The organism is Demequina sediminicola, assembly GCF_000975055.1.
In the GTDB taxonomy this organism is placed as follows: Bacteria; Actinomycetota; Actinomycetes; order Actinomycetales; family Demequinaceae; genus Demequina; species Demequina sediminicola.
This window is the reverse complement of the sequence record NZ_BBRB01000003.1, coordinates 91,215-114,248: the sequence shown is the minus strand read 5'-3', so window position 1 is coordinate 114,248 and position 23,034 is coordinate 91,215. Positions and strand designations below refer to the sequence as shown.

Sequence of the window (23,034 nt, the reverse complement as noted above, 5' to 3'; positions counted from 1 at the left end):
ACGGCATCGGCCCGGCCTGGACGTCACTTTGTAGGGACAAAGTCACGGGTTGAACTGCCAGGCGGTTTTTAGACTTATGGCACCTGGAAACGCGCGACGGCCGCGCGGCGCACTACGCCATGACGGCCGATGCTGCGGACTCCAGGGGAGGAGGCGCACCATGGGTGCGGAACGCGTGATCGTCGTCGGAGCGGGCATGGTTGCCCAGCGCTTCGTGCAGTCTTTGCGCGAACAGGATGAGGCAGGGCGCTTCGAGATCGAGGTGTACGGCGAAGAGCAATACGCCCCCTACGACCGGGTCGCCCTGACGAGCTTTTTCTCCAAGGCGGGCCCCGAGGAACTCCTGCTGGGCGCACCTGAACTCTGGGACGATCCGCTGGTCACTTTGCACCGCGACACGCGTGTGCAGCGCATTGACCGCAAGGCACAGACTGTGTCGCTCGACAACGATGTCGAGCGCACGTATGACCACCTGGTGTTGGCCACGGGCTCCTCCGCCTGGGCGCCACCTGTCCCCGGTGTCGACCTGCCGGGTGTGTTCATGTACCGCACCCTCGATGACGTCGCGGAACTTCGCGATTGGGTTCGCGCTAGGCAAGCCATCGTTGGCCGTCCGGTCCGCGGTGCCGTCATTGGTGGCGGCCTGTTGGGCCTCGAAGCCGCCGGTGCACTGCAGAGCATGGGCGCCACAGCAACCGTCGTCGAATTCGCCAATCGACTCATGGCGCTGCAGGTTGATGACTCGGGTGGTGAGGCCCTGAAGTCCCTCATCCAACGCCTCGGAGTCCAAGTCAAGTGCGGAGTGGCCACGTCCGAGGTGGCACCCGATGCCGATGGCAACGCGGGCACACTGAAGTTCTCCAATGGCGGCGAGCAATTGGTGGATGTCGTCGTCTTCGCCACCGGCATTCGGCCGCGGGACGATCTTGCACGTGAGGCGGACCTGCCCGTCGGTGAGCGCGGCGGAATCCTGGTGGACAGCGCGTGCCGCACCGAGGATCCGTCCATCTCGGCCGTCGGTGAATGCGCGGCCTCGGAATCGGATCAGGGCATGTCCATCGGCCTGATTGCTCCTGGCAACACCATGGCTGACGTGACCGCACACCGGTTGCTAGGTGGCGACGAGGTCTACCTTGGCGCTGATACCGCAACCAAACTCAAGCTCCTTGGTGTCGACGTCGCGTCCTTCGGTGACGCGTTCGCCACCACGCCCGGCGCACTCGAAGTGGTGTACTCCGACCCATTCTCCGGCTCCTACAAGAAGCTCGTGATGACGGACGACGCCTCGGTCCTCCTCGGCGGAATGTTCGTGGGCGACGCCTCCTCGTATGCGACCTTGCGGCCCATGGTCGGAGCGGCACTCCCAGGTGACCCGAGCAGCTGGATCCTTCCCGAAGGTCAGGCCGAGCGCCCAGATCTGGAACTGCCCGACGCCGCCAACGTGTGCTCCTGCAACAACGTCACCGCGGGCTCAATCCGCAGCGCAGTGAACGATGACGGCATTCACGATCTCGGAGAACTCAAGTCCCACACCAAGGCAGGAACTGCCTGTGGCTCGTGCCTGCCGCTGGTGAAGAAGATCCTTAACACCGAACTTGAAAAGTCCGGTATCGAGGTCTCGGAAGCACTGTGCGAGCACTTCGCCATGTCGCGCACGCAACTGTTCAGCGCTATCCAGGTGGCAGGGCTCACGACCTTCACCGAGATCATTGAGCGCTTTGGTTCGGGTCACGGCTGCGACATTTGCAAGCCCACGGTGGGATCGATCCTCGCGTCGATTTACAACGGCCACGTCCTCTCGGACGATCGTGCCGCGCTGCAGGACACCAATGACCGCTACATGGCGAACATGCAAAAGGACGGCACCTACTCGGTAGTTCCACGCATCCCCGGTGGCGAAATCACCCCAGACAAACTGCTGGTGATCGCTGAGGTTGCCAAGGAATTCGACCTCTACACAAAAATCACCGGCGGACAGCGGATCGACCTCTTCGGTGCGCGGCTCGAGCAACTGCCTGACATTTGGCAGCGCCTCGTCGACGCCGGAATGGAGTCGGGTCACGCCTACGGCAAGTCGCTGCGCACGGTGAAGTCGTGCGTGGGATCGTCGTGGTGCCGTTACGGCGTCCAAGACTCCACCAGTATGGCGATTGCGCTCGAAGAGCGTTACCGCGGTCTGCGCAGCCCCCACAAGCTCAAGGTCGGAGTGTCCGGCTGTGCGCGTGAATGTGCTGAGGCTCGTGGCAAGGACGTGGGCGTCATCGCTACGGAAAAGGGCTGGAACGTGTACGTCGGTGGCAACGGCGGGTTTACCCCCAAGCACGCACAACTCTTGGTGGAAGACGTTGACGACGAGACCGTGTTCCAGGTCATCGACCGCTACCTCATGCTGTACATCCGCACTGCCGACCGTCTGCAGCGCACCGCGCCCTGGCAGGAGGAGTATGAGGGCGGGCTTGAGGCCATCAAGGACGTCATCCTCAACGACTCCCTCGGCATCTGCGCGGACCTCGACGAGCACATGACCCACCACATCGACACCTACGAAGACGAGTGGAAGGCCGTGCTCAACGACCCCAAGCGTCTCGCTCAGTTCACGAGCTTCGTCAACGCTCCTGAAGAGCCCGACCCCTCGCTGGCCTACGTGACCGAACGTGGCCAACGTCGTCCCGCCACCACAGCGGAACGCACCGCACTGGTGCACGCCTCATCAACCAGCACCTCAGAAACGGAGTCCCCCTCATGACCGCCACTGTCCCCGGCACCCGTCACGGCCTCGTCCCTGTCTGTTCTCTCGATGACTTGGTCACCGACCTGGGCGTCGCTGCCCTCGTTGGCGACACTCAAGTCGCGATCTTCCGGCTCGACGACGGTTCTGTGCATGCTGTCCAGAACTTGTGCCCGTTTTCCGGCGCCAACGTCATGAGTCGTGGCATCACGGGGGACCGTGGAGACGAACCCACCATCGCCTCACCCATCTACAAGCAGGTGTTCTCACTTCTCACTGGCAAGTGTTTAGTGACGATGGACAAAGAACCAGTCGCAGGCGGACCCGACTTGGCGGTTTACCAGGTCAGCATCGACAATGGCCAGGTGATGATCAACCTGGCTGGTGGCGAATGACCGTACTGTTCGGACTCGAACTCAAAGGACGCCCTGTCCTGATCGTTGGAGCTGGCACCGTTGCCGCACGGCGGGTACGTCGTTTTGTGGGCGATGGTGCCCTCGTGACCGTTGTCGCGCCGGAGGTGTGTGAGGACATCGAGCGCCTTGCTATCCACGGTGACATCACGGTGGAGCGCCGGGGGATTGTTCCTCAGGACCTCGACGGAGCATGGTTTGTGTTGGCGGCGACGGACGACGTGGCATTGAACGATGAGATCGCAGGCTGGGCCGAAGAACGTCGAGTGTGGTGCATCGATGCCTCTGACGCGTCCAAAGGCACAGCGCGTCAAGCTGCCATGAGCCGTCACGGGGAGACAGCCGTCGGTGTGTTGTCCCTCGGGTCGCCTGATCCGGGCCGTATTCGCGCCGTTCGTGACGCCGTCGCGGCACACATCGACGCCGGTGAAGTGGACTTGCGCCGCCGTCGCTCAGGTGAGGGGCGCGTCGTTCTGGTGGGGTCTGGCCCGGGAGACCCAGGGCTCATGACCGTCCGCGGACGCCAGGCACTCGCGGAAGCCGATGTCGTGGTCACCGACAGGCTCGGTGCCACGGAGTTGCTCGTCACCCTCCCGGCCGATGTTGAGGTCATCAACGTGGGCAAGTCGCCTGACAGGCACCCTGTACCGCAGCACGAGATCAACCGCATCCTCGTTGAACGTGCGCAGGCAGGGAACACCGTGGTGCGGCTCAAAGGCGGCGACCCCTACGTGTTCGGTCGCGGCGGTGAAGAAGTACATGCCTGCCGTGCTGCAGGCGTTCCAGTGGAGGTCGTGCCGGGCATCACCTCGGCAATCTCTGTTCCCGCGCTCGCGGACATTCCTGTGACGCAGCGCGGGGTTGCGACCTCGGTCCACATCACCACAGGCCATGCTGGCGCGGACCCGGCCGCCGTGGAGTCGATGGCCGCCGGTGCCACCACCGTGTTTCTCATGGGAGTGACGGCGCTGCCACGGATTGTCGATGCCGCGCTCGCGGCAGGCTGTGCGGCAAGCCTCCCCGTGGCCATCATCGAGAACGGCTCGACGGCGCGCGAGCGCGTCACTCACGGAACTCTCGACAGCATCGTCGAGGTCGCATCAGAAACCGCCGTGAAACCTCCAGCGATTATTGTCGTCGGCAGGGTCGCGGATCCAGGCATGCTTGCCCAGGACATCGCCGCGACCCCCGAACCCGAGGGGACCCCATGAGCGAGACCGGCGATGTCCTAGCTGGCTGCGTGATGGTCATCACTGCTGACCGCCGCAAGAAAGAGCTCGCCACGGCACTTGAGCGACGCGGCGCGTCGATCACGTATGCGCCAGCGCTCAGCACCGTCTCCCATCTCGATGACGTGGCGCTCGTCGAAGACACGCGTGTCCTGATCGAGGCGCGGCCCGACGTCGTGGTGGCAACCACCGGCATCGGCTTTCGTGGCTGGGTGGAAGCCGCCGATGCCGCAGGCCTGGCAGATGACCTGCTGGAGGTCCTCCGGGGTGCCCGACTCGTCGCGCGTGGCCCCAAGGCGCGCGGCGCGATTCAGGCTGCCGGTCTTCAAGCAGATTGGGTCGCAGAGTCGGAGACCGCAGCTGAATTGCGGGACTATCTGCTCGCCGAGGGCGTCGACGGTCTCACTATCGCTGTGCAGCACCACGGCAACGGGTCCGACGGCCTCGATGAGGCCTTTGCCGATGCTGGTGCGACCGTTCACAGCTTGGTGGTCTACGGGTGGGGGCCGCCCGCTGACCCGGGCGCGCACCGCGACGCCATTGTCGAGGCCGCCCAAGGACGTGTGGATGCCGTGCTCTTTACATCAGCGCCCGGAGTGGAAGCGTGGCTTGAGGGCATTGCGGAGGCCGGAGTTCTCCCAGACATCGCCTCCCGCTCTCACGATGGCTCGCTCGTGCTGGCTGCCGTGGGACCAGTGACCGCCGCGCCGCTGGAGGCCGCAGGTCTGGCCGCTCACTTTCCGGAGCGGTGGCGCCTCGGTGCGCTTGTGCGAGAACTCATCAAGCACTTTGGCACCACCGAGCCCATCGCTACCCCGGACGGCCCGCTCCTCCTGCGAGCCAACGCCGCAGTGCTCAATGGCGAAGTGTTGCCCTTAACGCCTACCGGCCTTGAAATCTTGAAGGCACTGGCAGGCGCGCGCGGATCAGTCCTCACGCGCGAACAGTTGGGACAACTACTCCCGGGAGACAGCGCCGGCGCCCACGCGGTCGAAGCCGCCATCAACCGCTTGCGCGAGAACTCGGGCTCGCGTGCCCTGGTGAAAACTGTGGTGAAGCGCGGCTATGCACTCGGAGTCAGCGCATGAGTGCACCCATTCTCATCGGCTGTGCCCATGGCACGAGGGGAGCGGAAGGCCAAGCGACCATCCGTGCCTTGCTGGAGGAGATCCGCATCGCAACAGGTCTGGAAGTGCGCGAGGCCTACGTCGACGTCCAAGACCCCAAGATCGATGCCGTCGTCGCCGATATCCCTGAGGGCGACGGAGTCTCCGCCGTCGTGGTGCCCTTGCTCCTGGCCGGCGGCTACCACGTGTACGTCGACATTGCCGAGGCCGTGAAGCATCGGCCCGATGTCGTGGCCGCCCCCGCTCTTGGCCCAGATATCCGGCTCATTGACATCGTGATGGAACGCCTCGCTGAGTCGCAGGTGCCAGCTGGAGCATCCGTCGTGTTGGCGGCAGCAGGGTCTTCAGATCCACGCTCGCAAGCGGACACTGACAAGGCTGCGTCGATGCTGGCCCAGAGGTGGCAGGGAGAGGTCTCGATCGGCTTCGCCGCAGGAACGTCGCCATCGGTCGCCGATTCAGTTCAAGCGGCGCGTCACGCGCATCCGGACGTGCCTGTGGCGGTCGCGTCCTACCTGCTGGCACCGGGTTTCTTTCAGCGTAAGGTGGAGGAAGCGGGTGCGGAGATTGCTACGGGTCCGCTGGCTCCACACCCTGCCCTCCTCGAGATTGTTGCCGACCGATTCCATGAGCACGCATCCTGACCTCTTCGCTCGTCAACGTGGCCTGAGCCATTTTGGTGACGAAGGTCAGATCTCCCTCGAGCGCGCGTCGATTGCGATCGTGGGACTCGGCGGCCTCGGATGCCCGGCCGCGCAATATTTAGCGGCGGCCGGTGCGGGATCGTTGACTCTGATTGACGATGACCACGTGTCCGTCACGAATCTTCACCGTCAGATCCTCTACACGCCGGATGACGTGGGCCGGGTGAAGGTCGAGGCCGCGGCTGAAGCACTGGCGCGGCAGGCTCCACAATGCCGAGCTCTCCCACGGAAGGTGCGCCTCACGTCGGCTAATGCGCGCGAGGAGTTGAGCGGCCACGACGTGATTGTGGACGGCACCGACACCATGGCAGCACGGCGACTCGTCGAAGGCGTCGCACACGACCTGGGTGTCCCAGTGATCTGGGGAGCTGTTGCAGGTTGGCATGGACAGGTGACTGTCTTCGATGACACACACCGTCTGGACGACGTCTTTCCGGGCCCAGATCCACTTGATCTTGACGTGTGTGACGGTGGTGCGGTCTTTGGCCCCACCTGTGGTCAGGTAGGAACCATGATGGCCGCGGAGGCTGTGAAGTGCGTGGCGGGGGCGGGGACATCACTCGCGGGGACACTCGTGGTGCTCGATGGACGCACAGGGCGGTGGCGTGATGTCGCTCTTGCCGCCGCAGATTCCTTGTCCCATCAACGAGGTGAGGAGCGCACATGAGGCCGGTCAATGAACATATTCTCGAGGCCGTATCGCTCGTGGAACTGATGCCGACCGAGCGCGTCTCGTTGGAGCACGCGCTGGGCCGGATCCTGGGCGCATCCGTGGACGCGCGTGCCGACGGGCCATTGTTCGATAACTCCGCCATGGACGGCTATGCCGTGCGTGCCGAGGAAGTTCAGGTCGGTACTCGCCTCCCGGTCAGCGCCGATATCGCTGCGGGAGTGGGACTCCCAGAGCCCTTGCCTGCGGGGACGGCGGCACGGATCATGACCGGAGCACCGGTGCCGGACGGGGCCGATGCAGTGGTCCCCGTCGAGCACACCGATGCCCGCGTCGATCACGTCACCTTCTTTCAGAAAGCACCGATGGGTGCCCATATCCGGCGCCGCGGCGAGGACGTGCGTGCCGGAGACCAGGTGATGGCGCCGGGCATTGTGCTGGGCTCGTGGCAACTCTCGGCGGCAGCTTCCGTGGGCGAGGGCGACGTGGCGGTGCGTAGGCGTCCACGAGTGGCGGTGCTTGCAACGGGTGACGAGCTCGTGGACCCCGGTCTCGTTCCAGGGCCGGGGCAAATCATTGATTCCAACTCCACGTTGCTCGCGGCGCTGGTGCGTGAGGGCGGCGGTGAGCCGGTCGTGCTACCGCGCGTCGGCGATACGCCGGGTGCAGTCAAGCGTGCGCTGTCCGACGTTCACGCTGACCTGATTGTCACGGCTGGTGGCGCATCCATGGGTGCCTATGACCCTGTCAAAGCCGACCTCTCGGATTCCGGCGTGGGCTTTCACGCCGTCGCCATGCAACCTGGCAAGCCGCAAGGCCTCGGGCGTGTCAATGGGGTTCCGATCGCTTGTCTGCCGGGCAACCCAGTTTCCGTTGCCGTGACGTTCCAGGTGGTCGTGGGCCAGATGCTCCGTGCGATGTTGGGTGCAGTCGAGCCCCGCGTGGTCACTGCGCCGGCTGCACAGGGCTGGCGATGCCCGGCTGGCAGGATGCAGTTTGTTCCTGCGGTCGTTGAGGGGGACGGGACAGTGAGCCCCGCGACCGCGGGAGGGTCGCGGTCGCACTTGGTGGCTTCGCTCGCGCGAGGCCGCGTGCTGGCAGTGGTTCCCGCGGAGGTTGAAGAAGTGCGCCGTGGTGACGCCGTTGGATTGATGTCGGGGATGTTGGAGACACTGGTATGAGCAAGTTCACTCACTTAGATGACGCGGGACATGCACGCATGGTGGATGTCACGCAGAAACAGCCCACCGTGAGAAGTGCCACCGCCGAGGCTTTTGTGAGTTGTGCGCCGCACGTGGTTGCGGCACTGCGTGACGGAACCGTGCCCAAGGGGGACGTCCTGGCAGTGGCGCGCATAGCGGGAATTGCTGCGGCGAAGCGCACTCCTGACCTTTTGCCGCTCGCACATGTCATTGGCGTTCATGGGGTGAGCGTCGATGTGACCGTGACCGATGACGGCGTCGCACTTGAAGTGACCGCGAGCACCGCGGACCGCACCGGTGTGGAGATGGAGGCACTGACTGCCGCCAGCGTCGCTGCCCTCAATGTGGTCGACATGGTGAAAGGCCTCGACAAAGGCACTGAGATTCGTGAAGTGCGCCTGTTGCGCAAGACAGGCGGAAAATCGGGAGACTGGCACCGCGAATGAACCTCGATGCCATCGTCCTGTCCGGAGGGCGTGCCTCCCGGCTAGGAGGTGTCGACAAGGGTGCCATCGACATCGGCGGAGAGACGATGCTGCAGCGCACCCTTCGCGCTTGTGCCGCGGCCCGGGAGGTGGTCGTGGTGGGGGATGCAGACCGTACGTCCCTGGGGGAGCAGGCTGTCGAGCTGACCGTGGTGCGTGAAGATCCGCCCTACGGCGGTCCCGTCGCTGGCCTCGCGGCAGGCATGCGCGCGCTGCCCAGAGATACGGATCTTGTGCTCGTGGTCGCGTGCGATATGCCCCTGGCCGTCGATGCCGTGCCTCCTCTCGTGGAGGCGAGCTCCGCAGCGATCGCGGTCGCAGGTGAAACCGCGCGACAGTGTGACGGCGCCTGGGCCTGTGATGACGGTGGAACTTCACAGCCACTGCTCGCCGTTTACGTCAAGGAAGCACTCGTCGCGGCCCTGGCACAGGTGGGGGATCCTGACGGAGCCTCCATGCGTGCGCTCACGGGTGGGCTCGTGATGACGTCAGTTCCGGCTGGCGCGGCGGCGCGCGATGCCGATACCTGGAATGATGTTGAACGTCTGCGAGAGGAAATTTCATGACGAACACACAGTTGGAAGCATGGGTCGAGGCTGTCGCTGGGGAACTCGGGATCGACACTGCCGTGGTTGACATCGACCGGATCCTCGACGCTGCGCGCGGTGCTGCGGAAGCGGGCTCGCGTCCGGCCGCGCCGCTGTCCACATTCCTGGTGGGGTACGCGGTGGGTCGCGCCTCAGCCAATGAAGAAGGGTTCGACGGCGGTGAATCAGCTCACGAGTTCGATGAAGCCCTGGGCGTGCTCGCCGATGTATGTGACAGCTGGAACCAGGAGATGCCTGGGCGATGACTCCGGTGCGGCTCTTTGCCGCGGCCGCGGAGGCTGCGGGCGCGGACCAACTTGAGGCTGCCGGAGCGACGGTGGGCGAGGTGAAGGCGCACCTAGTGGAGCGCTTTGACGACGACTTTGCGCGGATCCTTCGTCAATGCTCGGTGATGGCCAATGGCCAGCGCTGCAACGATGATGCGGCTGTTCCGGATTCCGGTTTTCTCGACATCCTTCCGCCATTCGCCGGCGGCTAACCCCCCCCCGCACCCCCTTCTTCCCGCCAAATGGCTCCATTTCGCTGTTTTGATGCTCTTAAACAGCGAGATTTTGCCACTTGGCGGAGTGGTCGGGGCTGAAAGCACAAGTGCCATGCGGCCTTCACCTGTCGTTCAGCCAGTGTTCAATTGCGGCACGTAGTTTCTGAGTTGATCGTGACGACTCCAGCCCGATGAGGGGGAACCGTGTTAACTCCACTACGCCGCGTTGCTCTGAGCGCCCTCGCAGCGCTCGCCGCTATGGCACTGTCGGTGGCAGGCGCCGTGACCGCCACCGCTGCGACTATCGCCACCTCGACCGACGGTGCGGCCGCCGCCGCTGAGCCCGGTGCGCAGTTGTTCTCTGCGAGCATCTCAGGGCCCGGTGCGGTTGTTGCCGCAGTGCTGTTGCTGGTGTCGCTCGGCACTTGTGCGGTGCTGCTCTTGATGCGCCGCGGCGGAGAGGCGCTCTAGGGTTCGGTACCTGCCGCCTGCCACCTGCCACCTGCCGCCTGCCGACTGCCGTGAAGTGGCGTGATTTGGTTGTTTTGACCGTTCAGAACAGCGAAATGGAGCCATTTGGCGGGGGTGGCGGGGGTTTTGGCAATGTGACTACGGGGTCGAGGCGCACGCATAGGCGTGCACGGGCTCGGACACGACCCAGCGGATGGTGGCCCTTTCACGAAGATGCCCGGCATCAATGTGGTCAACGTCGGCGCTGAGCCGCGCCCCACGCACTCGCACCACATCGCCGTGCTGCTCGACGGCTTCCACGGTGTCCGGGATTCCGGTATCGGCCTCTTCCGACGCATCGGCGAGCCGCACGTGCCGTGGAGCGATCGCAGCTTGTGCCGATTGACCTTCGCGGTTGCCGACGTCATCTCCGCGAACTCGTAGGGCCGAACCGTCCGCCAACACGAGCGACCCCGAGCGCAGGGTTCCCCGGACGATGCGCAGCCCGGCCATCCGTGCGGCGAACGCAGTGAGAGGTTGGGTCAGCACGTCGCGCACGGTTCCGACCTCGGCCACACGTCCGGCGTCGAGGACGGCGATCCGGTCAGCAAGTAGTGACGCATCGGCGGCATCGTGGGTGGCGATGATGGTCGTCACGTCGCGTGCCTGGTCGCGGACAAGTGCTCGCACCCGCTGTGCTGCTTCGACATCGATGCCGGCGAAGGGTTCATCGAGGAGGAGTGCGTTCGGCTGGGTGACGAGCGCTCGTGCGATTGCGACGCGCCGCGCTTGACCTCCTGACAGGCTCGAAGGCCTGCGATCACCGAGGGCCGAGAGGTCGTCGCGAGCGAGTTGTGCATCGGCCATGTCCCGTGCCGTACTGCGAGGTGTGCCTTGCGCACGGAGGCCGAAGGCAACGTTGTCCCGCACGTTCATTGCGGGGAACAGGTCGGCGCGTTGAGTGACGAGTGCGATGCGGCGTTCACGGGGCGGAACCCCGGCGGAACTGCCGCTGGGCGAGTCGACACGGTGCAGGACCCGCTCGCTGAGTCGAGTGAAGCCCCCATCGGCTTTGACGGTTCCTGCCAAGGCACCGAGCACCGTCGATTTTCCCGAGCCATTCGGGCCAAGCAGCGCGAGAGTCTCCTGAGCCGGCACGGACAGGATCGCATCGACTCCGCGGGCGGGGACCAGGACATGCGCCTCGATGCCTGTGGCGTGTGGGAGCGGTGTGTCGTTCATCGAGCGCTCCTCAGCGGTGGCCGGTATGCAAGCGCGACCACGGCAATCGCGACCGCCACGAGCACAATGGCTAGGGCTACGGCAACGGCGGAATCGCTTTCGCGTTGCAGGTAGATCTCTAGTGGCAGTGTGCGCGTGACGCCTTCAAGGGATCCTGCGAAGGTCAGGGTGGCGCCAAACTCTCCCAGTGCGCGCGCGAAGGCCAGCACGGTACCGGTGGCGAGTGCCGGGAGTACGGCGGGCGCAGTGATGTGCCAGAAGGTGTGCGAGCGGCTTGAGCCGAGCGTCGCGGCGATGAGTTCGTGGTGACCGCTACGGGATCGCAAAGCGGACTCGGTGGAGAGCACCATAAACGGCATGGCGACAAAGGTCTGGGCGATGACGACGGCCGTGCTGGTGTATGCGATGTCGATTCCGATGGCGTCGAGTGGCTGGCCGAGCAGTCCGCCGCGTCCAAAGGCATACAGGAGCGCGAGTCCGCCGACGACGGGTGGGAGCACGAGTGGTGCCAGGACGATCGCGCGTGCCAAGGGCTGCCACCGCGATTCCCATGAGGCGAGCGCGTATCCAAGAGGAAACCCCAGCAGTACACACAGCACTGTGGCGGTCAAAGCGGTGCGCATGCTGAGCCACAGTGCCTCGAGCGACGCGGACGACGTCAACAGCATGGGCAAGTCGCGCCACGGAACCTCCAGCGCCATGGCCGCGAGGGGCACGATGACGAGAGCGACTGCCGCGATCGCTAGCGGGAGCATCCACCGCGGCATGCTCATGGTGCGGCTCCAAAGCCGGCTTGAGTCATGAGTGCTTGGCCAGGGTCCGACAATGCATATGCGACGAACTGGGTGGCGAGCTCGGGTTCGCTGCTTGTGGTGAGCGTTGCGATGGCGTAGACCGTCTGTGCGGCTTCGGCGAGGTCGCTTTCACTCGTGGCCGTATTGTTGCTGAGAGGCACTTCCGTGGCGGTGCCCCCACTTGCGGCGACGTCGGTGACATAGACGAGCCCAGCATCGGCTTGGCCCGAGGTGACTTTGGCGAGCACGTCTGTGACGGAGAGCTCTTCGCTCACAGGCATCAGCTCGATGCCCGAGGTCGCCTCTACGCGGGCGGTCGCTTCGCCGCACGGCACGGGCTGGGCGCACACCACGACGTCCAGGTCCGGATCGGTGAGGGCGTCGAGACCGCCGATGTTCGCGGGGTTGCCGGGTTCAACGGCGATGGTGAGGGTGTTGGAGGCGAAGGCTCGTGGCTCGGGCGCGATTCCCTCGTCCGTCACGCGCGCCATTTGGGCGAGGTCCGCTGAGGCGTAGACGTCTCCGGGGGCGCCATCAATGATCTGGGTGGCGAGGCCGGTGGATCCGCCGGTGTTGACCCGAATCTCGGTCCCTGGGTGTTCTGCTTCGAACTCACTCGCCAACTCGTTCATCACCGCTGACAGCGAGGCGGCAGCGTGGACGGTGAGCACGCGAGTGTCATGGGTTGCGCATCCGGGCAAGAGGAACGATGCTGTGGCGACGGTGAGGATGGCCGTCGCCGTTGAGCGGGTGCGGCGCGGTGTCACGCGCGCCTCGTGTCGCGTTCGACGATGACGTTGGTGGCTTTGACGATGGCGGTGGCAACAACCCCGGGTTCAAGGCTCAGGTCGCGCACTGCTTCGGAGCTCATGAGTGACACGACGCGATGTGGGCCGCATTGGAGCTCCACCTGCGCCATGACCGCATCGGTGTGGACTGCGGTGACAATGCCCGTGAACTGGTTTCGCGCGGACCTTGCCATGCCGGTTTCGTCGCTGGTGTGACGGGCGCGCTCGCTCGCATACTGGGCAACGTCAACGCCGTCAATGAGGATGCGTCCCGCGGCGTCACGAGATGTCGCGAGCGCGGCTGAGTCGATCCAGCGCCGGACGGTGTCGTCGGACACTCCAAGCAGTGCGGCGGCTTCGGTGATACGCAAGTGCGGCATGAAAGCCACAATAGCGCCGCAGATGCGCCTGTATCTACCCTAAGCGGCGCTATCCGCCGATTGCGCTCATGGGCCGGTCGGGCTGAAGGAAATCGGGGTTATCGATATCGTGCCCGGGCCGTTTGAGCTGTAGGCAGGCGGCAATGGCATCGGCCAGTGCCTCATCGTCAGACCCGTCGCGAAGCAGTCCGCGAATGTCCGACTCTTGGCGGGCAAAAAGGCAGGCGCGCAACTGTCCATCGGCGGTGAGCCGCACCCGGTCACAGGTTCCACAGAAGGGTGCCGTGACGGATGCGATCACTCCTACCGACGATGGCCCGCCGTCGATGTCCCACACTTGTGCAGGTGCGGCGCCGCGGTCGCCTCGTTCCGTCAGGGTCCATCGTTGCGTCAACTGAGCAAGAATCTCTTCGCCGGTGACCATTTCTTTGCGGTCCCACGTGTGGCCAGGGTCGAGCGGCATCTGCTCGATGAACCGCATCTGATAGCTGCGATCCACACAGAACTGGGTGAGGTCCACCACTTCATCGTCGTTCACGCCGCGCATCGCGACAGCGTTGATCTTGATGGGGGTGAGCCCCGCGGCTTCGGCTGCTGCGATGCCTGCGAGCGTCTCCGTCAGCTTGTCGCGGCGCGTCAACTCGATAAACCGGTCGCGACGCAATGTATCGAGCGAGACGTTGACTCGCTTCAGCCCGGCGTCGTGCAGTTTGTCTGCCAGCGCGGGTAGCCGCAAGGCGTTGGTGGTCACGGAAAGTTCTGGGTGGCCCGCCGGTCCTCTGAGGTTGCTGAGCCGGTCCACCACGTCCACGACATCGGCCCGCAATAGCGGCTCACCACCTGTGAGGCGAATCTCATTGATCCCCATGTCCACGGCGACCCTCGCGACGCGCACAATCTCGTCGGTGGTCAACATGGTGTCGCGCTGAAGCCACTGAACACCCTCGGCGGGCATGCAGTAGGTGCAGCGAAGGGAGCATCGGTCCGTGAGCGAGATCCGCAGGTCGCGATGGACGCGTCCAAAACGGTCGGTGAGTCCTGGGTGAGTCATACGATTCCTACCCATGTGTGTGAGCCGTCGGTGAGCACTTCGCGTTTCCACAGTGGCACTTCTGCTTTGATGCGTTCCACAAGTTCTCGGCAGGCGTCAAAGGCCTCCGCTCGGTGAGCCGATGCGACGGCCGCCACTATGGCTGCCTCGCCTACGGTGAGATAGCCGATGCGGTGGGTGACGGCAACGGCAATGTCGCCTTGGCCGGCTACCTCGGCGGCGATGTGGGCGAGCACGGTTTGCGCGTCGGGGTGGGCTGAATACTCAAGGGCCTCAACGCGGCCTTCGACGGAGGGGTCGTGGTCACGTACGAGGCCGGCAAAGGTGGCGACGGCGCCGTCGGCAGGGGACGCGACGGCTGAGATGTGCGCAGTGAGGTCCAGGGGCTCCGTCGTGACGCGTGCGATCGCTACCGGGCGTGCAGTCATGCGTGGTCGCCTCCGTCGATTTGCTCGATCAGGTGTGGGAGCAGGGGAGTGAGGGTGGCAATGGCCTCGCGTACGGCCCCGGGTGAGCCTGGCAGATTGATGATGAGTGCACGCTCCGGAGGGGCACTGACGCCTGCCAGCCCTCGCGACACGGCTGCCATGGGGGTGTGCTGGGCGCCCTCGCGGCGCAGCAGTTCAGGAATCCCGGGAAGATATTGGGTGAGCAGCGGGGCAGTGGCCTCGGGAGTCAGGTCCCGCGGAGCGACCCCTGTGCCGCCGGTGGTGACGATGAGGCGGCTGCCCGCCGTGATCGCCGCGGTGAGCGCGCTTGTGACGGACTCGATGCCGTCGGGGACGATGTGCGACGTGACCGCTGCACCTAGCTGAGCCCAGGCATCGGCTAGGAGCGGGCCGGTGGTGTCGTCTTCCTGCCCGGCCGCACGCCTGTCTGACACCGTGATGACGGTGACGGGCACGTCCGCTAGTGACGGCATCGGCTCTCCTGATGGTGGGGTGTGGTCAGTCTAGGGAAGTGATGTGACGGTGATGTTGCGCCCACCCCGACTACCTCTCGCTCGCCAAGTGGCTCCATTTCGCTGTTGTGGCGCCTCAAAACAGCAAAAAACAGCCATCTGGCGGGGAATGGGCGGAGGGTGAGTGCGCCGGTACAATCGCGGAGTGACTGAAACGCCCCAGACTGACGAGACCCGGTACAACTTCCGCGATATCGAAGAGCGCTGGCTGCCCGTGTGGCGCGAGACCCAGCCGTTCCGGTCGTCGGACCCTACCGACGAGCGCCCCACCAAGTACGTGCTCGACATGTTCCCGTACCCCTCGGGCGACCTTCACATGGGACACGCCGAGGCCTACGCGCTCGGCGACGTCATTGCTCGTTACTGGGTCCAGCGCGGCTTTAACGTGCTGCACCCCATTGGTTGGGACTCGTTCGGGCTGCCCGCCGAGAACGCCGCCATCAATCGTGGTCTGGACCCGCGCGGTTGGACCGAGGACAACATTGCACAGCAGCGTGCCTCCATGGAGCGTTACGCCTGCTCATTCGACTGGGACCGCGTCCTCGCTACGCACCGTCCTGAGTACTACCACTGGAACCAGTGGCTGTTCACGCGAATGCACGAGAAGGGCCTGGCATACCGCAAGCACAGTGCCGTTAACTGGTGCCCCAAGGATCAGACCGTGCTCGCCAACGAACAGGTCGTTGCTGGCCTGTGTGAGCGTTGCGACACCCCAGTCACCAAAAAGAAGTTGAACCAGTGGTACTTCAAGATCACTGACTATGCGGACCGTCTGCTCGACGATCTCCAGGAACTCGAGGGCACCTGGCCGTCCAAGGTGATCGCGATGCAGCGCAACTGGATCGGCCGCTCTGAAGGCGCCGACGTGCAGTTCCGCATCGAGGGCCGTGACGAGCCCATCGACATTTACACGACCCGTCCCGACACCCTCCATGGCGCGACGTTCATGGTCGTTGCCGCTGACTCTGACCTTGCCGCGGAATTGGTGCAGGGGGCCGATGCCGACGTGAAGCAGGCCTTCGACGCGTACGTCGAGGAGGTGCGTGCGGCATCGGACATCGATCGCCTCGCCACGGACCGACCCAAGACGGGTGTGTTCCTGAACCGCTACGCCACGAACCCCGTGAACGGCGAGCGCCTGCCGATCTGGGCTTCGGACTACGTCTTGGCTGACTACGGCCACGGCGCGGTCATGGCCGTGCCTGCTCACGATCAGCGCGACCTCGACTTCGCGCGTGCGATGGATCTGCCGGTGCGCGTCGTTCTGGATGTCCGCGACGAGGACGGAAAACCCGTTGAGGACCCCGCCACATCGGGCGTGGCCGCGACAGGTGACGGCACCGTTATCAACTCGGGTGACCTGGACGGACTGTCAAAGGCCGATGCCATTTCCGCCATTTCCGCGGACCTTGAAGACAAGGGATTGGGTAAGTCGGCACGCAACTACCGTCTGCGCGACTGGCTGATTTCCCGCCAGCGCTACTGGGGTACGCCCATTCCGATCGTCCACTGTGACGACTGTGGTGAAGTGCGCGTCCCCGATGAACAGCTCCCCATCGAGTTGCCGCCGGCTGAAGGGCTGGACCTCAAGCCCAAGGGTTCATCGCCCCTGGGCGCCGCAACTGAGTGGGTCAACACCGAATGCCCCGACTGCGGCAAGCCTGCCAAGCGTGACACCGACACCATGGACACGTTCGTCGACTCGTCCTGGTACTACTTGCGCTACCTGAACCCACAGAAGACCGATGGCCCCTTCGATCCGGAGGACACCAAGAAGTGGGCACCCATCGATCAGTACGTGGGCGGCGTGACGCACGCGATCCTTCACCTGCTGTACTCGCGGTTCTTCACCAAGGCATTGAACGATATGGGCTTGGTGGACTTTAACGAGCCATTTACCGCGCTGCTCAATCAGGGCATGGTGCAGATGGAAGGCTCCGCGATGTCAAAGTCGCGCGGCAACGTGGTCCGTTTGGGCGAGCAACTTGACGAGTTCGGAGTGGACTCCGTGCGCCTCACGATGGTGTTTGCAGGCCCGCCAGAGGACGACATTGACTGGGCCGACGTGTCGCCTGGGGCATCAGCAAAGTTCCTCGCACGTGCATGGCGTTTGGCACGTGACGTGACGTCCGAGCCGGGCGTTGACCCCTCGACGGGTGACGCGGCTCTACGCGCCTCGACCCACAAGACCATGCATGAGTGCGCTGAACTGGCCGAAGGCTTCCGCTTCAATGTGGTCGTGGCCCGCACCATGGAACTGGTGAATGTCACGCGTAAGGCCATCGATTCGGGTGCAGGTCCTGCTGACCCTGCCGTGCGCGAGGCGGCAGAGGCCGTGGCTGTTCTCCTGAGCCTGGTGGCACCGTATTGCGCCGAGGACATGTGGTCGATGCTCGGACACGAGAACGTAGCCCGCGGGGGGTGGCTCGACGTAGACGAGTCGCTACTCGTGGAAGACACCGTGACCTGTGTGGTGCAGATCAAGGGCAAGGTGCGCGAGCGCCTCGAGGTGCCGCCGAGCATCGGTGAAGACGAGTTACGGGAGATGGCTTTGGCCGCGCCCCGCGTAGTACGCGCGCTCGACGGCGCCGAGATCCGGACCGTCATTGTGCGGGCGCCCAAGGTCGTCAATATCGTTCCTGCATAGCCAAGTAGGCACCTCCTCGGTATTTTTGACTCCAAGGCTTGGCCGTCTGTCGCCGCGGCGACGGGCGAGCCGGCTGTGGACGCGGAGTTGAACAAGGGGTGGATTTCGTCATGAACCGCAAAATCATGTCGCGCAATGCTGGCTTTCAGGAGTTGGAAGCACTCCTGACGAACCGAAGCAAGCGTTTTCGTCGTGGACTCTTCGTCGTGCATGGCGTGCGGCCGATGCGTATGGCGCTTGACGCAGGCTGGGAGCTTAACTCGGTCTACCACGACGTGGATTCGCATCTTTCATCGTGGGCTCAGGGCGTGATGAGGGAGGCGCACTCGACGACGGCCGTGCGCAGTGATTTGTTCGCGGAACTGTCCGAGAAGGAGTCGGGGAGCGCGGAACTGTTCGGCGTGTTCGTTGTACGAGGGTTGGGGCTGGAACAGGTCCCTTTAAAGCCGGCATCGCCAGTCGTTGTCTTTGATCGTCCAACCCAGCCAGGCAATCTCGGAGCGATTGTTCGTTCAGTCGATGCTCTCGGTGGTGCTGGGGTGGTGACCTCAGGGCACGCTGCGGACTTCTATGACCCGAAGTGTGTGCGTGCTTCGACTGGCTCACTCTTCACTCTCCCGTTTGCCTCCGTCGAGGGCCCTTCAGCGTTGGATCCGTGGCTCGGCGCGGCCCAGGACGCTGGGTTGTCGCCAGTCCTCGTGTCCACCGATGAAGACGGAGACGTTGACCTCTGGGACTTCGACTTTGCACAACCGTCCGTCGTGCTCATTGGTAACGAGACCAAGGGGCTTTCTCGAGCTTGGCGGGACAAGGCGGACGTCTGCGTCAGAGTTCCCATGACGGGTGCGGCAAGCTCGCTGAATGCTGCCAACGCGGCGACTGTGGTCCTCTACGAGTCACGGCGCCAGCGTTTGACACGCGGGTCTGACTGACCACAAGTGGCGCGCCTGCATAGCCAGGCACGCGTCACGTCGCTAGGTTGAGACTATGACCGGTCATACCGTGGTGGTGACGGACTCTGCCGCATCGCTCCCTGAGCGTCTTGCAGCTGAGTACGACATCGTTGTGGTGCCGTTGACCATCTGCATCGGCGACGAGACCTTCGATGAGGGTGTGTCGATCACTCATGCCCAGATATTGGAGGCGCTGGCCGACGATCGTCAGGTCAGCACGTCGCAGCCTTCAGTTGAGGCCTTTGCTCAGACGTACCGTCGCGCAGAGGCAAGTGGCGCATCGGCTGTAGTGGCTGTGTTGATTGGCTCGTCGATGTCAGGGACCGTGGGGAACGCGGAAGTCGCGGCCGATGCCGTGGACATCCCGGTTACGGTGATAGATACACAGTCGGTGGCGTTGGCCACTGGCTTCACGGCCATTGCCGCGGCTCGCGCCGGACGCGCCGGAGCTGACGCAGAACAGATTGCCGATGTGGCGCGTGAAGTAGCGGCGAGTGCAACGTGTGTGTTTACAGTCGACACCCTTGAATACCTTCATCGTGGCGGACGCATCTCTTCCGCCGCGGCAGCAATGGGGCGCATGCTTAGTGTGCGGCCCGTGTTGGAAATCATTGACGGGGAAGTGCACGTCACACACCGTGTCCGTTCCACTCCGCGTGCACGTGACGCCGTGCTTGCGACCGCCAGTGCGGCTATCGAAGAGATGGATGCGCCGGCCGTTGGTGTTATGACGGTGGGCCATCCGGACGCGGGCGATGACGCCGTGCGAACCTTGCGTATGCGTCACGAAGGTCTCTCGTCAGTGGTGCAAGCCGACGTCAGTGCTGTGCTTGCCGTGCATGCAGGTCCAGGTGCGCTCGCGATTGTCGCGGCGGACTTTGACGTGCTGACATCCTTGGAATAGCCGCTGTCCCCAGGTCGAGCGTGGCCGCACCCATTCCCCTCATTTGCCTTGCCACGCCCCAGTTCTGCGCGTGCGTCTCTAGCGTCGAAGGGTGACTGAAACTCCCTCCTCGAGTGCCGCCGCACCGTCGCCGTCCCTGCGCCAGTGGCGAGACTCTGCCCACACTCGCGCGGCGCAAATCTATGAGGCTGCCCATGGCCGTGAGATCCCGGACCACGCACGAGGCTTTCGTTGGCGCATCGAGCCTCGCGTCGCGGTGACTCTCACTGTTGCTGCGGTTCTGCTCGCCGCCACTGTGTGGGCGGTATTCACCGTGACTGGACCCGCAACCTTGGCCGCGTCTCCTGTGGCCACACCTCAGCCAAGTGTGAACGCCATGCCGGAGGCTGCGGTGGCCACGATGATCTCTGCAGTTCCGTCTCCGAGTGCTGACAACACCGAGGCCGTGGTGCATGTGGCGGGAGCAGTTGCCAATCCCGGCATTGTCTCCGTGCCCTCCACCGCACGCGTCAGCGATGCGCTCGTCGCTGCGGGCGGCCCGCTGGAGGACGCAAACCTCGACGCTGTGAACCTCGCACGCGTCGTCACGGATGGTGAGCAGATCTTCGTTCCGGATCAGGACGGTGCGGGCGCAGGGGCAGGCGATGGCGTGGCGGGAGCAGGTTCGGGATCCGGCGGCGTAGACGGAGCCGACGCTCCGGTCAACCTGAATACAGCGAGCGCCTCGGTACTGGAGACTCTTCCCGGCATCGGGCCGGTGACAGCAGCACGGATTGTCGAGGACCGAGAGGCGAACGGGAACTATGCGTCGCTCCAAGACCTCACGCGAGTTTCAGGTATTGGTCCGGCGACTGTCGCCAACATCGAGGGGGCGGCCACGGTGTGAACGTCCCGCACGACGCGCGGTTGATTGTCCCAGCGGGCGCGGCCTGGGTTGCTGCCGCATTGGTACTCACCGGGACGCCGTGGTGGCATGTGGCGGCAGTGGGAGGCGCTGTGGCGTGTGTGGCGGCGGTAGTGGTGTTCTCTGCGAAGCAGGGGAGCCGCAGTTCCCATGTAGGTGCAGCGGCAATGCTCGCTTGCGCACTTGTCGCCACCACGGGTCTTGCTGTCCACGCGCATCAGTATCTGGGCGGCCTTCCCGGCGGCGAAACGAGGTTGAGTCTCGACGCTGCCGTCAACGCCGACGCTATTGAGATGGACGTCACCGTCGTGGGGGAGAGCCGGGCGATGGCGGTTTACGGCGAGACGCGGTTCCTTGTGCCAGTCACACTCCGCGCGTGGGGCGAGGGTGGCCAATTTCCTGCACATGCAAGTGCGACGATCGCCATGGCAGAGGACGCCGGCAGGGGCGAGCGGCTGCGTGTTGTCGGTGACCTGCAACGTTCGCCAGGCGACAACCGAAGCCTCATGGCATGGGACGTTGAAGTTGTTGAGCGACAACGCGCCACCGGTGTTGTGGCGGCGCTGTCCGACGGATTCATGCGCGCTACCGAGACGCTCTCCCCCGATGTCAAAGGGCTTGTGCGTGGAATGCTCACGGGTGACACGCGCTCAATGTCCGAAGCCCAAGTCGATGACATGCGTACCTCCGGTCTGGCGCACCTCACGGCGGTATCCGGAGCGCACTTTGCGATCGTGACGATGCTCGTGTTGCACCTGTGTGCAGGCAGAGGAGTTCCTCGATCAGTCCGAGGAGCAGCCGTTGCCCTTGCGGCGGCAGGATTCCTCGCGTTCGTGGGCACTCAACCCTCGGTGGTGCGCGCTAGCGGACTCGCTTTCGCTGTAGCGCTTGCGCTTGTGCTTGGACGCCGTGCACGGGCGGTTCCGGCGATGTGTGTCACGGTCGTGGTGCTGATGCATGTCTTCCCGCAAGTAGCCACCGAGATCGGGTTTGCCATGTCTGTGGTCGCGGTCACCGCGATTGTCATCGCCGCACCGCTGATGGCACGCAGATGGGCGCGTGTGATGTCGCCAAGGATGGCGTCTGCGCTGTCGATTCCCGTAGCGGCCCAGCTGGCGTTGCTGCCGCTACTTGTGGTGCTCAACCCCGGCATTGGCGTGTATTCGGTGCTCGCAAACGTCGCTGCGGCACCGTTTCTGCCGCTGGTCATGATCACAGGTGGAGTCACGGTGCTCACTGGTACTTGGGTGCCCGCGCTCTCGAGTATCGCCGCTCACCTGTGTGCGCTCGCTGCCACGCCCGTCGCTCGCATCGCAGCGGCCACAGCCGATGCTCCAGGTGCGTGGGTGCCCTGGAGCGATGACCTCCCAGGCATCGTCGGTGCAACTTTCGTGGCCGTGGTGGGGCTCGTAGCGCTGTGTGCACGGCGTCGATGGATCTGGGTTCCTGCGGCAGCGGTTGCCTCGATCGTCGCACTCGTCTGTGTCCCGGTAGCGCCGACGATAGTGGTGGCAGAAGACGCAGATTGGGAGGTGGTGGTCTGCGACGTAGGCCAAGGGGACATGATGGTGGTACGGGCCGGCAGCGACACGGCCGTCGTGATTGACACAGGACAAGACCCCGTGGCGGCAAGGGATTGTTTACGCAGGTACGGCATCACGGAGATCCCTTTGCTGGTGTTGACGCATCCCGATCACGATCACGACGGGGCGGTCGGTGCCGTCATGGATGAGGCGCTAGTACGGCAGGCGTGGATCTCCGAGTCTGGAGTTGAGGGAAAGGCCTACGCCGAACTGGTCGCTCGTAGCGTGCCGGTGATGGTGCCTGGAGACGGTCTCGAAGTGCAGGTAGGTGCCGTGTTCCTTGAGGTACTCCCTGGCTCCCAGGATGGAACACCTGTGGCTGAAGGCGATAACGACGCGAGCATTGTCGTGACCCTAGCGACAGGCAAGTCGGCAGTCCTCGCGCTCGGAGATCTTGAACCGCCGTCCCAAGAAAGGCTCGCCGCAAGCCTCCGTGGCCAGGGCGTCGAGGCAGTTCAGGTCGATGCAGTCAAGGTGGCGCACCATGGCTCAGCGCACCAGTCCGAGGTGTTGGCGACGATGATTGACGCGCGCTGGGCCCTCATCAGCGCCGGTGCGGACAACGACTACGGGCACCCAGCGGCGTCCACCGTGGCGATGTACCAAACGCAGCTGTTTCAGGGCGCGGGCGCCACAGTGGTCTCGACAACCACCTGCGGAGACCTGATGTTGTGGCACGGAGAGGTGGTGAACGCACCCGAGTGTCACATGAGCGTGGCACGCTAGTGCC

At 64.4% G+C, this 23,034-nt stretch carries 24 protein-coding genes; 17 read left to right on the top strand and 7 right to left on the bottom strand.

Going from position 1 to position 23,034, the window contains the following annotated elements:
- Window positions 1–160 precede the first annotated feature (160 nt).
- From nirB to AOP79_RS07620, 12 genes are all read left to right on the top strand, one after another.
- Window positions 161–2,746, top strand: a complete 2,586-nt coding sequence (gene nirB, locus AOP79_RS07675; protein WP_062072264.1) for a nitrite reductase large subunit NirB — start codon at window positions 161–163, stop codon at window positions 2,744–2,746.
- Window positions 2,743–3,123 carry a nitrite reductase small subunit NirD gene (gene nirD, locus AOP79_RS07670; protein ID WP_062072262.1) on the top strand — a complete coding sequence of 127 codons (381 nt, stop codon included), beginning with the start codon at window positions 2,743–2,745 and terminating at the stop codon, window positions 3,121–3,123. Before nirB ends, nirD begins: the two co-directional genes overlap by 4 nt.
- A complete protein-coding gene (gene cobA / locus AOP79_RS07665) occupies window positions 3,120–4,352 on the top strand; it encodes a uroporphyrinogen-III C-methyltransferase (protein WP_062072260.1) in 1,233 nt (410 codons plus the stop codon). The genes nirD and cobA overlap by 4 nt, the downstream gene beginning before the upstream one ends.
- A complete protein-coding gene (locus AOP79_RS07660; RefSeq protein WP_062072257.1) occupies window positions 4,349–5,458 on the top strand; it encodes a uroporphyrinogen-III synthase in 1,110 nt (369 codons plus the stop codon). Before cobA ends, AOP79_RS07660 begins: the two co-directional genes overlap by 4 nt.
- Window positions 5,455–6,141, top strand: coding sequence for a sirohydrochlorin chelatase (locus tag AOP79_RS07655; protein WP_062072255.1), 687 nt, complete (start codon window positions 5,455–5,457; stop codon window positions 6,139–6,141). The genes AOP79_RS07660 and AOP79_RS07655 overlap by 4 nt, the downstream gene beginning before the upstream one ends.
- A complete protein-coding gene (locus AOP79_RS07650; RefSeq protein ID WP_062072253.1) occupies window positions 6,125–6,868 on the top strand; it encodes a HesA/MoeB/ThiF family protein in 744 nt (247 codons plus the stop codon). Before AOP79_RS07655 ends, AOP79_RS07650 begins: the two co-directional genes overlap by 17 nt.
- The gene (locus tag AOP79_RS07645; protein WP_062072250.1) at window positions 6,865–8,052 is read left to right on the top strand and encodes a molybdopterin molybdotransferase MoeA; all 1,188 of its coding nucleotides are present in this window, start codon (window positions 6,865–6,867) and stop codon (window positions 8,050–8,052) included. Before AOP79_RS07650 ends, AOP79_RS07645 begins: the two co-directional genes overlap by 4 nt.
- Window positions 8,049–8,519 carry a cyclic pyranopterin monophosphate synthase MoaC gene (gene moaC, locus AOP79_RS07640; RefSeq protein ID WP_062072248.1) on the top strand — a complete coding sequence of 157 codons (471 nt, stop codon included), beginning with the start codon at window positions 8,049–8,051 and terminating at the stop codon, window positions 8,517–8,519. The genes AOP79_RS07645 and moaC overlap by 4 nt, the downstream gene beginning before the upstream one ends.
- A complete protein-coding gene (gene mobA / locus AOP79_RS07635) occupies window positions 8,516–9,124 on the top strand; it encodes a molybdenum cofactor guanylyltransferase (protein ID WP_062072246.1) in 609 nt (202 codons plus the stop codon). Before moaC ends, mobA begins: the two co-directional genes overlap by 4 nt.
- A complete protein-coding gene (locus AOP79_RS07630; RefSeq protein WP_062072245.1) occupies window positions 9,121–9,411 on the top strand; it encodes a DUF6457 domain-containing protein in 291 nt (96 codons plus the stop codon). The genes mobA and AOP79_RS07630 overlap by 4 nt, the downstream gene beginning before the upstream one ends.
- Window positions 9,408–9,644 (top strand): MoaD/ThiS family protein, encoded by a 237-nt coding sequence (locus tag AOP79_RS07625; RefSeq protein WP_062072244.1) that lies wholly within the window; start codon window positions 9,408–9,410, stop codon window positions 9,642–9,644. Before AOP79_RS07630 ends, AOP79_RS07625 begins: the two co-directional genes overlap by 4 nt.
- Before the next feature lie 207 nt (window positions 9,645–9,851).
- The gene (locus AOP79_RS07620; protein WP_152648061.1) at window positions 9,852–10,118 is read left to right on the top strand and encodes a hypothetical protein; all 267 of its coding nucleotides are present in this window, start codon (window positions 9,852–9,854) and stop codon (window positions 10,116–10,118) included.
- Window positions 10,119–10,256: 138 nt separating this feature from the next.
- Here the strand turns inward: AOP79_RS07620 and AOP79_RS07615 are convergent, their stop codons facing one another.
- From AOP79_RS07615 to AOP79_RS07585, 7 genes are read right to left on the bottom strand one after another with little or no spacing between them, the layout of a single operon-like run.
- Window positions 10,257–11,339 carry an ABC transporter ATP-binding protein gene (locus AOP79_RS07615; RefSeq protein ID WP_062072242.1) on the bottom strand — a complete coding sequence of 361 codons (1,083 nt, stop codon included), beginning with the start codon at window positions 11,337–11,339 and terminating at the stop codon, window positions 10,257–10,259.
- Window positions 11,336–12,112, bottom strand: coding sequence for an ABC transporter permease (locus tag AOP79_RS07610; RefSeq protein WP_062072240.1), 777 nt, complete (start codon window positions 12,110–12,112; stop codon window positions 11,336–11,338). Before AOP79_RS07610 ends, AOP79_RS07615 begins: the two co-directional genes overlap by 4 nt.
- Window positions 12,109–12,900 carry a molybdate ABC transporter substrate-binding protein gene (gene modA / locus AOP79_RS07605; protein WP_062072238.1) on the bottom strand — a complete coding sequence of 264 codons (792 nt, stop codon included), beginning with the start codon at window positions 12,898–12,900 and terminating at the stop codon, window positions 12,109–12,111. The genes AOP79_RS07610 and modA overlap by 4 nt, the downstream gene beginning before the upstream one ends.
- Window positions 12,897–13,301, bottom strand: coding sequence for a TOBE domain-containing protein (locus tag AOP79_RS07600; RefSeq protein ID WP_062072235.1), 405 nt, complete (start codon window positions 13,299–13,301; stop codon window positions 12,897–12,899). Before AOP79_RS07600 ends, modA begins: the two co-directional genes overlap by 4 nt.
- 49 nt (window positions 13,302–13,350) lie before the next feature.
- A complete protein-coding gene (gene moaA, locus AOP79_RS07595; RefSeq protein WP_236683326.1) occupies window positions 13,351–14,352 on the bottom strand; it encodes a GTP 3',8-cyclase MoaA in 1,002 nt (333 codons plus the stop codon).
- Entirely contained in the window at window positions 14,349–14,780 is a 432-nt protein-coding gene (locus AOP79_RS07590; RefSeq protein ID WP_062072574.1) for a molybdenum cofactor biosynthesis protein MoaE, read from the bottom strand. Before AOP79_RS07590 ends, moaA begins: the two co-directional genes overlap by 4 nt.
- Window positions 14,777–15,274: a MogA/MoaB family molybdenum cofactor biosynthesis protein gene (locus AOP79_RS07585; RefSeq protein WP_062072231.1), complete on the bottom strand. Its 498-nt coding sequence runs from the start codon at window positions 15,272–15,274 to the stop codon at window positions 14,777–14,779. Before AOP79_RS07585 ends, AOP79_RS07590 begins: the two co-directional genes overlap by 4 nt.
- A 184-nt stretch (window positions 15,275–15,458) precedes the next feature.
- Here AOP79_RS07585 and leuS point away from each other — a divergent pair, with 184 nt between their 5' ends.
- The 5 genes from leuS (at window position 15,459) to AOP79_RS07560 (ending at window position 23,030) form a co-directional block, all read left to right on the top strand.
- A complete protein-coding gene (gene leuS, locus AOP79_RS07580; RefSeq protein ID WP_062072572.1) occupies window positions 15,459–17,960 on the top strand; it encodes a leucine--tRNA ligase in 2,502 nt (833 codons plus the stop codon).
- Window positions 17,961–18,070: 110 nt separating this feature from the next.
- On the top strand, window positions 18,071–18,892 hold the full coding sequence (locus tag AOP79_RS07575) for a TrmH family RNA methyltransferase (RefSeq protein WP_062072229.1): 822 nt from the start codon (window positions 18,071–18,073) through the stop codon (window positions 18,890–18,892).
- A 55-nt stretch (window positions 18,893–18,947) separates the two neighbouring features.
- Window positions 18,948–19,817, top strand: a complete 870-nt coding sequence (locus tag AOP79_RS07570) for a DegV family protein (protein WP_062072227.1) — start codon at window positions 18,948–18,950, stop codon at window positions 19,815–19,817.
- A 91-nt stretch (window positions 19,818–19,908) separates the two neighbouring features.
- Window positions 19,909–20,703: a ComEA family DNA-binding protein gene (locus tag AOP79_RS12040; RefSeq protein ID WP_062072225.1), complete on the top strand. Its 795-nt coding sequence runs from the start codon at window positions 19,909–19,911 to the stop codon at window positions 20,701–20,703.
- The gene (locus AOP79_RS07560) at window positions 20,700–23,030 is read left to right on the top strand and encodes a ComEC/Rec2 family competence protein (RefSeq protein ID WP_062072223.1); all 2,331 of its coding nucleotides are present in this window, start codon (window positions 20,700–20,702) and stop codon (window positions 23,028–23,030) included. Before AOP79_RS12040 ends, AOP79_RS07560 begins: the two co-directional genes overlap by 4 nt.
- Window positions 23,031–23,034: the final 4 nt, after the last annotated feature.

Excerpts from the sequence above, each read along its gene's own strand:
- nirB (WP_062072264.1), top strand. The coding sequence starts at position 161 with ATGGGTGCGGAACGCGTGATCGTCGTCGGAGCGGGCATGGTTGCCCAG.
- nirD (WP_062072262.1), top strand. The coding sequence starts at position 2,743 with ATGACCGCCACTGTCCCCGGCACCCGTCACGGCCTCGTCCCTGTCTGT.
- cobA (WP_062072260.1), top strand. The coding sequence starts at position 3,120 with ATGACCGTACTGTTCGGACTCGAACTCAAAGGACGCCCTGTCCTGATC.
- AOP79_RS07660 (WP_062072257.1), top strand. The coding sequence starts at position 4,349 with ATGAGCGAGACCGGCGATGTCCTAGCTGGCTGCGTGATGGTCATCACT.
- AOP79_RS07655 (WP_062072255.1), top strand. The coding sequence starts at position 5,455 with ATGAGTGCACCCATTCTCATCGGCTGTGCCCATGGCACGAGGGGAGCG.
- AOP79_RS07650 (WP_062072253.1), top strand. The coding sequence starts at position 6,125 with ATGAGCACGCATCCTGACCTCTTCGCTCGTCAACGTGGCCTGAGCCAT.
- AOP79_RS07645 (WP_062072250.1), top strand. The coding sequence starts at position 6,865 with ATGAGGCCGGTCAATGAACATATTCTCGAGGCCGTATCGCTCGTGGAA.
- moaC (WP_062072248.1), top strand. The coding sequence starts at position 8,049 with ATGAGCAAGTTCACTCACTTAGATGACGCGGGACATGCACGCATGGTG.
- mobA (WP_062072246.1), top strand. The coding sequence starts at position 8,516 with ATGAACCTCGATGCCATCGTCCTGTCCGGAGGGCGTGCCTCCCGGCTA.
- AOP79_RS07630 (WP_062072245.1), top strand. The coding sequence starts at position 9,121 with ATGACGAACACACAGTTGGAAGCATGGGTCGAGGCTGTCGCTGGGGAA.
- AOP79_RS07625 (WP_062072244.1), top strand. The coding sequence starts at position 9,408 with ATGACTCCGGTGCGGCTCTTTGCCGCGGCCGCGGAGGCTGCGGGCGCG.
- AOP79_RS07615 (WP_062072242.1), bottom strand. The coding sequence starts at position 11,339 with ATGAACGACACACCGCTCCCACACGCCACAGGCATCGAGGCGCATGTC.
- AOP79_RS07610 (WP_062072240.1), bottom strand. The coding sequence starts at position 12,112 with ATGAGCATGCCGCGGTGGATGCTCCCGCTAGCGATCGCGGCAGTCGCT.
- AOP79_RS07600 (WP_062072235.1), bottom strand. The coding sequence starts at position 13,301 with ATGCCGCACTTGCGTATCACCGAAGCCGCCGCACTGCTTGGAGTGTCC.
- moaA (WP_236683326.1), bottom strand. The coding sequence starts at position 14,352 with ATGACTCACCCAGGACTCACCGACCGTTTTGGACGCGTCCATCGCGAC.
- AOP79_RS07590 (WP_062072574.1), bottom strand. The coding sequence starts at position 14,780 with ATGACTGCACGCCCGGTAGCGATCGCACGCGTCACGACGGAGCCCCTG.
- AOP79_RS07585 (WP_062072231.1), bottom strand. The coding sequence starts at position 15,274 with ATGCCGTCACTAGCGGACGTGCCCGTCACCGTCATCACGGTGTCAGAC.
- AOP79_RS07575 (WP_062072229.1), top strand. The coding sequence starts at position 18,071 with ATGAACCGCAAAATCATGTCGCGCAATGCTGGCTTTCAGGAGTTGGAA.
- AOP79_RS07570 (WP_062072227.1), top strand. The coding sequence starts at position 18,948 with ATGACCGGTCATACCGTGGTGGTGACGGACTCTGCCGCATCGCTCCCT.